Below are 14,573 nucleotides of genomic sequence, written 5' to 3'. Positions count from 1 at the left end.
TATAATCCGATAAGGCTACAAAAGTAATGATTTTCCGCCTATCACAATGGGTTATTATGTTTTTTTATGTGTTTTGTCCTGCCAGGTGGATAAAAATGCGTACCTTTGCAGCCGCTTAATTCAAACAGGGGTACTTGGTCAACCCCCTTTAACAAAACAAGATAATGACAAAAAGTAAACAACAGGTGAGCGTGCTGTTTATGCTTTTCAGCATCCTCTTCTGCGTTTGCCTCATTTCGGCAAACATTCTCGAAACAAAGCAGATTTCCGTACTCGGCATTTCTTTGACAGGCGGACTGATTGTCTTCCCCGTCTCCTACATCATCAACGACTGCGTCTGTGAGGTATGGGGATTCCAGAAAGCACGACTGCTGATATGGACTGGCTTTGCCATGAACTTCTTCTTCGTGGCGATGGGTGCGCTGTGCGACTGGATTCCGGGTGCTCCTTACTGGACGAACGATGCCGGTTTCCACGCCATCTTCGGTCTTGCCCCACGTGTGGCGGCAGCCTCGTTCGTGGCATTCATCGTAGGATCGTTTGCCAATGCCTACGTGATGAGCCGGATGAAAATCCACGACAAGGGGCGGCATTTCTCCTGGCGCGCCATCCTCAGTACCATTGCCGGAGAAAGCTGCGACTCGATCATCTTCTTCCCCTTGGCCCTGGGCGGAGTCGTCCCGACAGAGGAACTGCCGAAATTGATGCTCTGGCAGGTATTCTTGAAGACCATCTACGAAGTCATAGCCCTTCCCGTCACCATCCGCATCGTGAAAGCGATGAAGGCACATGAGGGTGAGGATGTCTACGACAATGACGTGAACTACAGCATCTGGAAGATATTCGCATTAAACTAAAAAGAGCAAAGGAGACAGAGGGAGGCCAATTCCATACTGTTGATTGTCCGCCAAGACAGCCAGAACAGTGGGCTTAACTCCTTCTGACTACTCTGACTCCCTTAAATCCTTTAAAAGAAAATGGAAAGAAACGAAGAGGGCCTGAAATCATTAGGTGCAAAGACCCGATACAAGACGGACTATGCCCCGGAAGTACTGGAAACATTCGTCAACAAGCATCCCGGGAACGACTACTGGGTACGGTTCAACTGCCCCGAGTTCACGAGTCTCTGCCCGATTACAGGGCAGCCCGACTTTGCCGAAATCCGCATCTCATACATCCCGGACATACGCATGGTGGAAAGCAAGAGCCTGAAGCTCTACCTTTTCAGCTTTCGCAACCATGGCGATTTTCACGAAGACTGTGTAAACATCATCATGAAAGACCTTATCCACCTGATGGATCCGAAATATATAGAAGTAACAGGAATCTTCACACCGCGCGGCGGCATCAGCATCTATCCTTATGCCAACTACGGCAGAAAGGGAACGAAGTATGAACAGCTGGCTGAGCACCGTTTCATGAATCACGAGTAACTACGACGAGTAGGATTCCCGACCGTCTGGGAACAGGATTCCCGGACGCTGGGAACGACATTCCCGGACGCTGGGGACACGATTCCCAGCAGCCGGGAATTTTTCATGAATGCAGTTTAATGTTTTTGGTTGACTGCTCTCCGTCTCACTTTCAAACTTGGTTGACGGGGTTAGGAAAGCTACGTGAGACCGCCTGAAAGGCGAAAATCCATCAGAGATAGTTTTTCAGAGCCTTCCAAACAATAAAAAACGCAGCTTCCCATCCTCGTCTCGACTTTTTTTCCTATATTTGCATTGTCAGGGATCAAACAGATAAAGCTATGAAGCATTTACACATCATACTGACAGCAGCAATGCTTGGCATTGTCCTCTGTTCAAATGCGCAGAAACAGTTCCGACTGGTCAACGGGAACGGCATGGAGGCGGTTGTCAGCGACTACGGAGCACGTCTTGTCTCACTCACTGCACACAACTGGAACGGCAGGCTGGAGCCTGTCATAAAGGGATATGCAGACAAGGAAGGATATTTGAAAGACAGGGCTCTGGGTGCTACGATCATCTGCTTCGGCAAGGAGAATGCGGAAACGCTGTCGGGGAAGACCTGGGAGCTCGTCAGTTCTGACAATCAGTCCGTTTCTTTACGATATGTGACTGCTGAAGGAGAAAACGGACTGGACGGAAAGCTGAACGTTACCGTCACCTACACCCTGTCCGACCAGAACGCACTCGACATCGACTACCGGATAACGACAACAGCCAGAACACAGCTGGAGGTGACAAATGGAATCTGCTTCAATCTGTCGGGAGATATGCACCGGTCTATCCTCAAGCAGCATCTGTGGATCGATGCCTTCCTGTCCAATGCCTATAACAAACAAAGGCAGCTGACGGGTGTACTGCAGCGCATAAGGAATACACCGTTCGACTTTACCAAACCACGGGAGATCGGCGAACGCATCAAGAGTACAAACAACGGATATGACAATGCCTACCAGCTGCGCCATCCTGACAATATGCAGAAGCCGGCCGCCATTCTCTTCGACGCACAGAGCGGCCGCGCCATGACCGTCTACTCAAGCGAGCCGACTCTCTGTATCAACACCTATGGCAAGGGAAGCTGTGGCATCTCTCTGCAGCCTCTCCACTCAGGATATAATAGCGGCATGGAAAAAATAAACAACGAACTCCTTCCGGGGCAGGTTTTCCACGGTGCTACGGTATTCTTCTTCACTACCGACCCTCCGCTGATCATGCGGACAAAATAACAACACGTCTTTCCGCAGAGCACTTCATGACAATCGGCCTCCGTCGGGGAACAGAATCTATCCGGATTACACAAATGTCTCATTCTACATTGAAACCAGCTGGACCCGAGGAATAGTTACTGCAACTTGAAAAAGCTCTAATTATCTTTAAAATGCTTGGCAGACGACCACCGAATACTTATATTTGCAGGCAAATGAGGAAATACATTTTCATAATGGCTGTCGTTCTGTGTACACCGCTGTCTGCACAGAACACGAAAGGGAATTACAGCGGCGACACTTCCGCCGTGGAGCCTATAGAGTCGGTGCGCCTGCAAGGGCCACGTGAAGCCACAGAAGCAGAGAAAGCGTATGCAAGAAGGCTGGCAGAGGACCGGGCGCAGCAGGCCCAGATTGACAGCAACCTGCCTCTCATTGCGGAGAACGGACAGACCGTCACGCCCGGTGACTTCTATTATCCGGGCTGGGGATACGGCTTCGGGGCATGGCGACTGCATGAGGGACTGAATGTGAACCTCAGCGCATCGGCCTTTGCAGGCTTCGGACACGGAAACAGTCACGGTGCAGGCTTCTCTCAGGATGTTTCGTTGATGTATGTCACTAACCTGTCAAAGAAAGCGACATTGGCGGTAGGTGGATATGTAAATCATCTTACCTATCGCGGTGGCAACTACTTTGTAGGCGGTGTCAATGCCGTCCTCGGCTATCAGTTCAATGAACATTGGAGCGCATACGCTTTCGTACAGAAAGCCTTTACTTCAGACAACTTCGGGCAGGCATTCGGCTATGGATCACCTTATTGGTACGGTTACGGTGTCGGGGGCTATGCCCCGATAGGTTACGGCTTCGCACCGATGGCATACGAATATGCTCCTATGGGATGGGGGTACGGTGCTGTCGCCAGCCGTTTCATGGACAGAATCGGGGGCGGTGTAACCTATCAATGGGGGTCCCACAACCAGAATTCCATCTCCGTCAACGTTGAATTCGACCATGTCCCCACACAACGTAACGGATATTATAATACCAGCCGGTATGACTATCCCGTGAGATAGACGACAGGAACAGACGGCAGGGAGACTTTTATGCTGTTGGAGAGAACACTTCAGAGAGATTTTACCAACACACAGAAGAGAATCCACATAAAACAAAGAGTTTACCATTACCACGGCACCTCAAGCCGGACTGGTAATCGGTAAACTCTGTTTTTTTTTGCAAAGAAAACTGAGACGGATCTATTTCATCCAACGCAGACGGAGACTGTTAAGTACCACACTGACGCTGGAGAAAGCCATCAGGGCACTTGCCCATGAAGGGGTTATCTGCCAGTCAATGCCGAAAGCATAAAGCAAACCGGCTGCAAGCGGAATACAGATGATATTATAGACAAAGGCCCAGAAGAGATTCTCCCATATCATGCGGACGGTATTACGACTCAACCGTATTGCCTCTGGAATTGCAGAAAGGTCATTCCCCATAAGCGTCACCTGTGCGACATCCATGGCGACATCCGTTCCTTTTCCGATGGCAATACTTACATCAGCCAGTGCCAGAGCCTGGGTATCATTGATTCCGTCTCCGACCATGGCGACACACTTTCCTTCTGTCTGCAACCGCCTGACAAGATTTTCCTTGTCTTGTGGCAATGCTTCACTATGATAATGCTTGATGCCTGCCTTGTCAGCCCAGTAGCGTGCTGCTTCCTCCTTGTCTCCACTCATCATATAGACTTCTATTCCGCTCTGCTGCAGGGATTCCATCGCCTCACGGGCCTTGGGCTTCAATGTCTCACGCACTTCAAGCGGAAGGTTGTCAGCCTTTGTAAAGTCGATGTTCCTGTTAGGAATGGTCAGCGTGCCTGTCTTGTCCGTTATCAAGGCAGTCACCTTGCGCAGACTTTCCAAGGCTGTGGCATCCTTAATGAGAATCTGTTTCTGGGCAGCTTTGCCGATACCCACCATGAGAGCTGTCGGTGTCGCCAGTCCCATAGCACAAGGACAGGCGATGACCAACACTGCAACAGCCGACATAATAGCCTGCGGGAGATAAGTATTTCCTCCGATAACCCACCATGACAGAAACGTGACAAGGGCTATGCAGGCTACAACAGGGACAAATATCAATGCTGCCCTATCGACAACCCGCTGCACAGGAGCCTTTGACCCCTGTGCCTCCTGCACCATTCGGATGATATGTGCCAGGGCTGTGTCTTCACCGACCTGGCGGGCACGCATGCGGAACTTACCCTGACTCGGTATCGTTCCTGCCAGTACCTTTGCGCCTTTCTTTTTCTCAACTGGCGTCGGCTCTCCTGTAATCATGCTCTCGTCAACGTACGCAGCGTCTGCCGTCATGAAGCTTTCTGCGGATATAACTTCGCCATCGACAGGTACCTTCTCACCGGGACGCACCTCCAGGACATCCCCTACCCCAATTGTCGAGATAGGAACTTCCTCGATCCTGTCGCCCTCAACGACATGGGCGGTCTTTGGTGCCATGCCCATCATCTGGCGAATAGACGATGCCGTACCGTCTTTAGCCTTTTCTTCCAGTAAGCGGCCAGTCAAGACAAATGTGATGATCATTACCGATGCATCGAAATAAGTATGCCACACAACACCCCTACTCGCCCATGCCGCATCACCCCAAAACGTATTAAAGGAACTGAACAAGAATGCAATGCCTGTAGACAATGCCACCAAAGTATCCATGTTGGCAGTACCATGGAGCAGCTGCTTCCACGAAGAAACATAGAACTGACGACCGCAACAAAGCATATTCGACAGAGCTATCAGTAATGAGACCTGATTGGAAATGTCACGCGAGCCAAGGTCTATCCACCGCATCGACACACACATCACGGCAATCGCAAACAGCCACGACAGCAAAGTCCTGCGCTTCAGCAATGTGTACGTACGCTTTTCTATCTCCTCTACGGATGTTTTCTTGTCAATGACCAAATCATAACCTATCTCATTGATTTCAGTCTTCATCTTCTCAAGTGAAATCACATCAGGGTCATAGTCTATCAGAGCCGAACGGCCAGGAAGCGATACCGAGGCTGAATTGATGCCATCAAGCTCGCTCAGCTTCTTTTCAACATTGGCAGAGCATGCCGAACACGCCATGCCAATAACAGGAATGGTCTGTTTCATAATCTTTCAATCCTTACCATATAATTCATTTCTCTCCATAATAATTCACATCTTTCCATACGAAGGAAAGAAGTCCATGCTACATCCAGAAAGAAAAGGGTAAACAACCACGTACAGACAATCTCGCCCGTTGACAGTCCATACCTCTTCGGTCTTCCAGAAATCTTCAACACTCCTTAGACCACCCACCTCATTCATACAGTGAACCCGCAGGCAGGATGTAGCACAGGCTTTCACAAACTCATTTCATAACGTCCACTGTCCTCAACGGCTTCCTTGAGCCGTTCAGGGGTTACCGCATTTTCATCATATTCCACTGTAACATTCGCATCATCAAGACTGGCCTCAGCCGCCTGTACACCTGTGACAGCCTTTAAGGCATTCTCCACATTAACCTTGCAATGTACACACTTCATACCATTGACTGCAAAAACACTCTTTTTCATAATTACTATTCCTTTCTTTTGCTAATGTCATTTATTACGATAAAGTTCCTCCCTCCTGTCGCTTGCAAAGTTACATATATATTATAAAGGATGTGTTATGGAATTATGGATAAAGATTACAAGATTTCTCCATCCTCCTAAACAACCTATCCGAAATGAGACATCTACTTGACCAACAAAACAACATACTTAACCAACCATTAATACAATTCCGGTTAAGTAGCGAGAAAAATTCTATTTATTTGTTAATTATATGTTAAAATAAACAATTACTTAACCAGTACGAATAATAATATATATCTTTGTGGATAAGTAAAAGCAAATACTTAACCAAACAGAAAACAACAAAAGACAACAACACCCCCTATGGATGCAAAAGAGCTGAAAACAATCATCTCATTAGGAGAAAACAGTCGAGTTGAGTTCAAAGAACACTTCAGCAAGGACATCGCCATTGCAGACGAGATTGTCGCATTTGCAAACAGCAAAGGCGGCTACCTCATCTTCGGCATAGAAGACAAAACAGGCAACGTCAAAGGATTAAGCTACGAAGAAATACAGAAAATCAGCAGCCAGGTGGGCAATACTGCCAACGAAAACATCCGTCCTACTCTTTACGTTGAAAGCGAAACCGTGGCCATAGAGGGCAAGAAACTACTTGTCATCCATATCAAGGAAGGTATAAGCAAACCCTACAAGGACATCAGCGGGAACATCTTCGTCAAGCAGGGGGCAGACAAACGACGCATTACAGAGAACAACGAACTCCTGGAGCTGTTCTATGAGTCGGGGACTTATCATCCGGATGAAGAGGGGGTGAAGAATACAAGCATTGCAGACCTCGACAAATGGCTGGTTGACAAGTACCTCATGGAGGTGTTCCACAAGAAGGCCTCGGACTTCGGCCTTCCTTTCGAAGCTCTGATGCGCAACATGCAGATCACGACTTTAGACGGCAGGCTGACTTTAGCCGGACTTCTTTATTTCGGCAATATGCCGCAGATGTTCTGTCCGGAAATGGTTGTCAAGGCTGTCTCTTTCTATGGCAACAACATAGGAAGCGTCAACTATCGTGACAGTAGGGACATCGACGGAACAATCCCAAGGCTCTTTTCCGAGGGTATGTCATTCCTCAGAAGCAACCTGCATGCCCTACAGGACGGACAGAATTTCAATTCCGTGGGACACCTGGAGATTTCCGAAATAGCCTTGGAAGAGGTCCTGCAGAATGCACTTGTCCACCGTGACTACCTGAAGCCTGCTGCCGTACGTCTGCTCATCTTCGACAACCGGGTGGAAATCATATCTCCAGGCAAACTTCCTGGGGGCATGGACGTAGACGATATAAAACTCGGCAACAGCTTCATCCGAAACCGTCTGATGGCGAGCTTCTGCGCGAAGACAATGCTTTACCGTGGACTGGGTTCGGGCATCATCCGTGCAATGAACGAATATCCGAAGATTGACTTCATCAATGATGAATCGGGCAATCAGTTCAAGTGCGTGCTGTACCGTCCTGTCCCTTATGAAATGCCGAACATGGTGTCTGAACCGGTAATGGAATATGGCCGTCCATCAGGACACACTCCCAGCATAGAACGGTACTGTCCTACGCTTCCCAAAGAGGAGACGGAACGTGCTGAAAAAATTCTCAGGCTCTGCGTGACTCCGAAGTCGATTCTCAACATGATGGATGCTACAGGATACAAAAGCCGGACGAGCTTCCGTCGCAGGATTCTCACCCATCTGCTGGATGCACATCTGCTGGAACCGACGGACAAGAAGAGTCCGAACAGTCCGAGACAGACTTATATCACAACCTCACTCTACTGAGGCTGTGACATATCTTCTGTTATTTCATTCCTTCAGATTCTTTTCTTTAGAATTAAAAGACTATTTTTGCAACTGAACAAAGACATACACAACTATGGATGTTAAACATGCTAAGCTCATTGTCGCTATGACGGAATACGACAGAGGGGACCCGAAGCGTATCCAGCATTTCATGAAAGTACATGACTATGCCGCTGCTATCGGTATTCTTGAAGGGCTTGACCCCAAGACGCAGGATATTCTTGAGTCCGCTGCCATCCTGCATGATATCGGTATCCACATTAGCGAACAGAAATACGGTTCCTGCAACGGTAAATATCAGGAAAGAGAGGGACCGGATGAGGCGCAGAGGCTGATGGAAGGGCTGGGTGACTTCACGAAAGAAGAGATAAACCGTATCTGCTATCTCATCGGACATCATCACACGTACAGTCATATTGACGGTCCTGATTATCAGATACTCGTGGAGGCAGACTTCCTTGTAAACCTCCATGAGGACAATTGTTCGGCTCATGCGATTGAAAATGCCTGCAGAAACATTTTCAAGACAGATACCGGAATCGGAATCCTGAGGAGTATGTTTGACAAAAAGGAGACATGACAAACGGATTATCCCTTTGGCGGCACACCGGACAAGTAACTGCCTTGGATGGATTGAAGCGGAGTATCTGTTCCGCAAAAGCATGATTCTGTCTGGTCAAAACGGTTACTGGTGCTTATAATGACCGGACCCATGTAGAACCCTGTCTTGAAGTTTGGCATCTTTGATACCGGTTCTTTTTAAAGTGCATGATGACGCTCCTGCAAAGATGAAATAACCTTACATTCATTCCTTTCAAAGCATTCTCGTTTCAGCGTATGAACGTCAACAGAACATGCGTCGAAATTCATTAGTATTGCAATCAGCCACAACCTGCATCTCAATCAACGCCTGCCTGCGGTTCTTTCAAGGCCTACTTGCAGCGCAACCGAGGCCTACTTGGCATACAACTAAGCACCATCTCGATGTATATACTTATCTTTCTGAAAATCAAAAGCTTATACTTCTGTTACGAATCGTGTTATCCTTATCCGTCATAGCCTCTTCAAAGGATTACAGAAAATACAAGAGTCCAGAGTAAATCTCTTATCGGGAAAGGTAAAATATCGGGACAAAAACTATCTTCAACAGCAAATCCGTCAGACACAAAACAGAAAAGTCACCAACAGAAGGCGGGCCATACTCAAAGAGTCAATTGACAGGAAAAATCTTACGGAAACAAAGAGGGCTGCATCAAAAGTCTGTTGGCACTTTTGATGCAGCCCTTATCCGTTCCGATAATGATTACCAGAGTTTCAGACGTTCAGATTCCGGGATGAAGAGTTTGTCGCTTTCCTTTACACCAAAGGCCTTATACCATGCATCAATATGCGGAAGAGCACCGTTTACGCGCCACTCACCCAGGGAATGGGGGTCGCTCTTCACACGACTACGTATCTCCGCCTCGGTGATGTTGTTAGCCCAGACACCGGCGTATGCTATGAAGAAACGCTGCTCAGGTGTAAAGCCCATAATGACCTTACCCTTCCTTGCTTCAGGTGTCTTTTCGAAAGCGTTGAATGCGACCTCAAGTCCACCGTGGTCGGCAAGGTTCTCACCTAAAGTGAGCTTGCCATTCGCATTGAGGTCCGGCAACACCTTGATGGCACTGAAAAAGTCGGCATACTTTCCGGTACGGGCTTCAAAGTTCCTGCCGTCCTCTGCAGTCCACCAGTCGGTCATATTTCCATCCTTATCATAGTGACGTCCCTGATCGTCAAATCCGTGGGTCATCTCATGTCCGATAACCACACCAATGGCACCATAATTGAAAGCGTCATCAGCCTTTGGATCAAAGAACGGGTATTGGAGAATACCTGCCGGGAAGCAGATTTCATTTGTCGTCGGGTTATAATATGCGTTTACGGTCTGGGGAGTCATCAGCCACAGGTCCTTGTCGACCGGTTTTCCAGCTTTCTCCCTGATGGCGTCTTCCGACCAGAACTTCCGGCAGGCCTGTACGTTCTTGTAATAAGACGCTGACGGATCGATTGCAAGCTGGCTCAGATTCTTCCACTTGTCGGGATAGCCCACCTTGACATAGAAAGTGGATAGTTTTTCGAGGGCAGCCTGCTTTGTCGGATCGCTCATCCAGTCCTGCGCCTTGATGCGCTCGGCAAGACTTGCCTGCAGGTTCTTGATAAGATCTTCCATGCGCTTCTTGCTTGTTGCAGGGAAGTAACGCTCGCAGTAGATACGTCCGAGAGCCTCTCCCATCTGACTCTCCACCTGCTGTGTCGCACGTTTCCAACGCGGATAATCCTGCTTCGTCCCGCGCATTGTCTTGCTGAAGAAGCTGAAGTATTCAGCACGAACGTCATCGCTCAGATAGTTAGCCGAAGAGAGGATAACACTCCACTCCATACGCGCACGGAGTTCATCAGCACTCTCTGTCGAGGCCAGTCTGTCAACACCTGCAAGGAATGCGGGCTGACCTACAACCATCGACTGGATATACTCGCTCCTTATCCCCTCCGCATTCGCCAGCTCTTCAAGAGGAATTTCAGGATACTTCGCCTTGAACTCATCGAGTGTCATCTTATTGTAGTTGGCTTCAACGTCGCGCAGTTCCGTACGGCTTTTAGAAAGCAATGCCAGCATCGTTTCGTAACGCATAACGGCATCGCGCCTCGCCAGTGCCTGACCGTCAGAGAATCCATAGAGACGGAACATATTGACAATGAACTTTCGATAGGCATTCCGAATGTCACTCGTCGCCCTGTCATTGTCAAGATAGTACTCCTTCTGTCCGAGAGTCAGCCCGCCTTGTGAGATGTTCAGGATGTTCATCTTCGCATTCTTCTCATCGGCATCAAAGCCATAGTCGAACGGCACACCGTAACCGAAGACGGCATACTTCAGCTGGAGCGCACGGAGGTCTGACAATGTCTTTGCCTCTTCCATCTCGTCCAGCAAGGGTCTGACAGGACTGACACCCTCTTTGTTACGGCGCACAGAATCCATGGCAAGCCGATAGAAGTCACCCAGTTTCTTCTCGACTGTCCCTTCCTTACCCTGCTTTTTGAGCAAGTCTGAAAGAATGGTATTGATACGTTTGTTGTTATTCTCCTGCAACTGATCGAACGAGCCGAAACGGGAGAATGCAGCAGGGAGCGGATTGCGCTTCTGCCATCCTCCGGTCGCAAAAGTGAAGAAGTCGTCAGCCGGTCGGACCGACTTGTCAAAATTCTCGGCCTTGATACCTGCCTGACTCTGCGCCATACCAGTAATCGGGACAGATGCGATGAGCATCGTTGGTAAAAGTGTCTTGATTTTCATATAATAATAAATTAAAAGTAAATTCTTCTTTCCTACCGTCTTCTTCTCTCCTTACCCCTATACCGAAAAGGGAAAGAACTGCTTAGCTCCTGAGAGCCTCCAGATTCTCCGACAACACCATCCATCTGTCGTTCTCTTCATCAAGTTCCCGCTGAATATCTGTGTATTCCGTCACGAGTTCCATATCCGAAGCATTTTCTGCTATCATGAGGAGTTCATCAAGTTTCTGCTTCCGTGCTTCCAGCTCAGCTATCTTCGCTTCCGTCTCTTCCACGGCACGCTGTGCCTTGCGTATCTTCTTCTGCCGGGCCTTGTGTTCAGCATAGGCAGAAGACCCGGAACTCACGGAGGTATCTCCGCCCTCTTCCTTCAGAGAGGGAGCTGCCGGCTGGTTGCCGCCACGCACCGGAAAATCCAGATTGACACTTCCTTTCTCTCCAGAAGAGGCATCAAGGGAGGTGAGACTTTCAAGATAATCATAAATTCCTCCCAGATGCTCTCGCACGCACCCACCACCGAACTCATACACCTTGCTAACCAGCCCGTCGAGGAACTCACGGTCATGACTCACTATGATAGCCGTTCCGTCAAAAGCTTTGATGGCTTCCTTCAGAACTTCTTTTGAAGGAATATCAAGATGGTTTGTCGGCTCGTCGAGAATGAGGAGGTTGACGGGTTCGAGCAGGAGCTTTATCATTGCCAGACGTGAACGCTCACCACCCGAAAGCACCTTGACGCGTTTGTCGGATGTCTCGCCGCCGAACATGAAAGCACCAAGAAGGTCGTTTATCTTCAGGCGCATATCACCTGTCGCAACTCTGTCTATCGTCTCGTAGACTGTAAGGTTCTCATCCAGCAGCTGTGCCTGGTTCTGTGCAAAATACCCTATCTGTACATTATGCCCTATCTTCAGCGTACCCTCAAAAGGAATCTCTCCCATGATGCACTTCACAAAGGTTGATTTTCCTTCACCGTTCTTACCTACAAAGGCAACTTTCTCGCCTCGTTTGATTGTCAGATTGACGCCCTCGAACACCGTCTGTCCCGGTCCGTCGCCGTGCAATCTGCTTGGGTAGACTTTTTTGAGCTCCTCTGCGATGACAGGATAATCTCCACTCCGCAGACATGGGGGGAACTTCAGGTGCATTGCAGAGCTGTCCACTTCATCCACCTCTATAGGTACAATCTTTTCCAGCTGACGTATGCGCTGCTGTACCTGTACGGCCTTTGTGGGCTTATAACGGAAACGCTCAATGAAAGCCTTCATGTCGGCTATCTCCTTCTGCTGGTTCTCATAGGCACGCAGCTGCTGTTCACGGCGTTCACGACGCAGGACGAGATACTCGTCATACTTCACACGGTAGTCTTCAACGTGTCCGCAGGTAATCTCCAGCGTACGGTCCGTCACATTATTGATGAAAGCACGGTCGTGGCTCACGAGCACAACCGCCTTGGCACTCTGTGAGAGAAACTGCTCAAGCCACCGGATAGACTCTATGTCAAGATGGTTCGTCGGCTCATCAAGCAGGAGCACATCAGGACGACGGAGAAGAATCTTCGCAAGTTCGATGCGCATACGCCATCCGCCGGAGAACTCACGTGTAGGGCGGTCAAAGTCTTCCCTTGCAAAACCGAGCCCCGTCAGCGTACGTTCAATCTCGGCTTCATAATTCTCTCCTCCCATCATCATATACCGTTCATGTTCCGTTGTGAACCGATCCACGAGCTCCGCATACCCTTCACTCTCATAGTCGGAACGCTCGGCCATCTCCTCTTCCATTTTCCTGAGACGTGTTTCCATCTTTGTCGTATCAGCAAACGCCTTGCGCGTCTCTTCTTTCACAGTCGTGTCATCGGACAACTTCATCACCTGCGGGAGATAACCCACAGTCGTTTCATTGGGAACAGATACCGATCCGCCTGAAGGTTTCTGCAGGCCGCAGAGAATCTTCAGCATCGTTGATTTTCCGGCGCCGTTCTTCCCCACCAGGGCTATCCTGTCTCGCTCGTTGATGACGAATGAAACATCCTTGAACAATGGCTTCGCGCCGAATTCCACTGTCAGTCCGTCTATTGAAATCATTTTCCTTTTTCTGTTTCTGGTTGTTGAAAATCAAACTGTCTGATTATCATCAAGGAGGATTCCCTCGACACATATCACAAAGTTCGATGCTCAAGGCTCAATGTCCAAAATTCTTCCCTGCAAAGACAATATTTTACCTTGAATAGAGAGTCCCGTCACAATTGTCATTCTACAGAATCAAGGGCCTTGGGAATACTCTCCCATGGGAAGATGCACCATGGACTGGATTCTTCCACCAGCAATGACCGTATGCTCTTTTTCAAGAACCGCCTTCCAATGGCATTGTTGATACACTCGCCTTCCATGAACAACAGTCCGAACTGCTGCCACGAAACTACGTTCGTACTGATAAAGTTTATTTTCTCACGGCAAAGAGGTTCAACTTTACAGAAAGGCAGATATCCGACATCTACAGCAGATGTCAGAATATAAAGATTCAGTCCTGCTAAAAATATAGAACGGGGAAGATTGTCCTCCTCGTCATGCGCTTCCTCCAGCTCTTCCAAGACGCTGGAAACATCTGCGGCATCTCTTATTCCAAAATCTCTTTTCAGGAGTTTCCTCAGTCTTCTCATTTCATCATCTGCCAACCGACCGAACTCCATCAGACGTATCGGGAAACCTGAAGTCAGGACGGAACGGAAAGGACAGCTCAACGCCAGAGCAAGATTCTCCACAGTTGGGAGGCCCTGCCCTTTCACCTTGGAAACTGCTCCATGGGTAGCATTATACTCGGACTGCCTTTCGCTCTCAAGTTCAGCTCTACCCTCTTCTACACCTTCCTTAAAACTTTCTATGATTTCCTTGAAAAATTTGAACATAGCTTTTACATTTCACTCACCGTCTGCATCAAACGGGAATTCTTGATACATGTCATGTCACCATCTGCTGCCCTGTTCAGGCAGCCTTCTGCCATTAGCAGGACAAAGATAGCAAAAATAACTCGAACAGACAATGAAACAGATGGATAAACAACAAATATTACCCTCTAAAGTAAGGT

The 14,573-nt window shown here is 48.6% G+C and carries 11 protein-coding genes; 6 read left to right on the top strand and 5 right to left on the bottom strand.

Annotation, left to right across the window (positions count from 1 at the left end):
• The first annotated feature begins 164 nt into the window (after positions 1-164).
• The 4 genes from DYH27_RS02340 to DYH27_RS02325 all read left to right on the top strand — a co-directional run bounded on the left by DYH27_RS02340 (position 165) and on the right by DYH27_RS02325 (position 3,753).
• Complete coding sequence (locus DYH27_RS02340) at positions 165-857, top strand: queuosine precursor transporter (RefSeq protein WP_004354180.1); 693 nt, start codon at positions 165-167, stop codon at positions 855-857.
• 120 nt (positions 858-977) lie between these two features.
• Positions 978-1,433, top strand: coding sequence for a preQ(1) synthase (gene queF / locus DYH27_RS02335; protein WP_025068259.1), 456 nt, complete (start codon positions 978-980; stop codon positions 1,431-1,433).
• 320 nt (positions 1,434-1,753) lie between these two features.
• Positions 1,754-2,698: an aldose epimerase family protein gene (locus tag DYH27_RS02330; protein ID WP_025068258.1), complete on the top strand. Its 945-nt coding sequence runs from the start codon at positions 1,754-1,756 to the stop codon at positions 2,696-2,698.
• A 194-nt stretch (positions 2,699-2,892) separates the two neighbouring features.
• Positions 2,893-3,753: a hypothetical protein gene (locus DYH27_RS02325; protein ID WP_025068257.1), complete on the top strand. Its 861-nt coding sequence runs from the start codon at positions 2,893-2,895 to the stop codon at positions 3,751-3,753.
• Between the two features lie 180 nt (positions 3,754-3,933).
• On the opposite strand, the gene DYH27_RS02320 is transcribed toward DYH27_RS02325, so the two are convergent.
• Both DYH27_RS02320 and DYH27_RS02315 read right to left on the bottom strand, forming a co-directional pair.
• Entirely contained in the window at positions 3,934-5,853 is a 1,920-nt protein-coding gene (locus DYH27_RS02320) for a heavy metal translocating P-type ATPase (RefSeq protein ID WP_029216627.1), read from the bottom strand.
• Positions 5,854-6,086: 233 nt separating this feature from the next.
• On the bottom strand, positions 6,087-6,299 hold the full coding sequence (locus DYH27_RS02315; protein WP_025068256.1) for a heavy-metal-associated domain-containing protein: 213 nt from the start codon (positions 6,297-6,299) through the stop codon (positions 6,087-6,089).
• 366 nt (positions 6,300-6,665) lie between these two features.
• Between DYH27_RS02315 and DYH27_RS02310 the strand changes: the two genes are divergently transcribed.
• Both DYH27_RS02310 and DYH27_RS02305 read left to right on the top strand, forming a co-directional pair.
• Positions 6,666-8,132 carry an RNA-binding domain-containing protein gene (locus tag DYH27_RS02310; protein WP_013671553.1) on the top strand — a complete coding sequence of 489 codons (1,467 nt, stop codon included), beginning with the start codon at positions 6,666-6,668 and terminating at the stop codon, positions 8,130-8,132.
• A 94-nt stretch (positions 8,133-8,226) separates the two neighbouring features.
• Positions 8,227-8,733 carry an HD domain-containing protein gene (locus DYH27_RS02305; RefSeq protein ID WP_025068255.1) on the top strand — a complete coding sequence of 169 codons (507 nt, stop codon included), beginning with the start codon at positions 8,227-8,229 and terminating at the stop codon, positions 8,731-8,733.
• A 723-nt stretch (positions 8,734-9,456) separates the two neighbouring features.
• Here the strand turns inward: DYH27_RS02305 and DYH27_RS02300 are convergent.
• The 3 genes from DYH27_RS02300 to DYH27_RS02290 form a co-directional block, all read right to left on the bottom strand.
• Complete coding sequence (locus tag DYH27_RS02300) at positions 9,457-11,490, bottom strand: M13 family metallopeptidase (RefSeq protein ID WP_025068254.1); 2,034 nt, start codon at positions 11,488-11,490, stop codon at positions 9,457-9,459.
• Positions 11,491-11,572: 82 nt separating this feature from the next.
• Complete coding sequence (gene abc-f, locus DYH27_RS02295; RefSeq protein WP_025068253.1) at positions 11,573-13,573, bottom strand: ribosomal protection-like ABC-F family protein; 2,001 nt, start codon at positions 13,571-13,573, stop codon at positions 11,573-11,575.
• A gap of 164 nt (positions 13,574-13,737) precedes the next feature.
• The gene (locus DYH27_RS02290) at positions 13,738-14,394 is read right to left on the bottom strand and encodes a hypothetical protein (protein WP_025068252.1); all 657 of its coding nucleotides are present in this window, start codon (positions 14,392-14,394) and stop codon (positions 13,738-13,740) included.
• Positions 14,395-14,573: the final 179 nt, after the last annotated feature.

The organism is Prevotella denticola (genome assembly GCF_900454835.1).
In the GTDB taxonomy this organism is placed as follows: domain Bacteria; phylum Bacteroidota; class Bacteroidia; order Bacteroidales; family Bacteroidaceae; genus Prevotella; species Prevotella denticola.
Note: the sequence above shows the minus strand (reverse complement) of the source record. Positions and strands in the feature narration are given on the sequence as shown.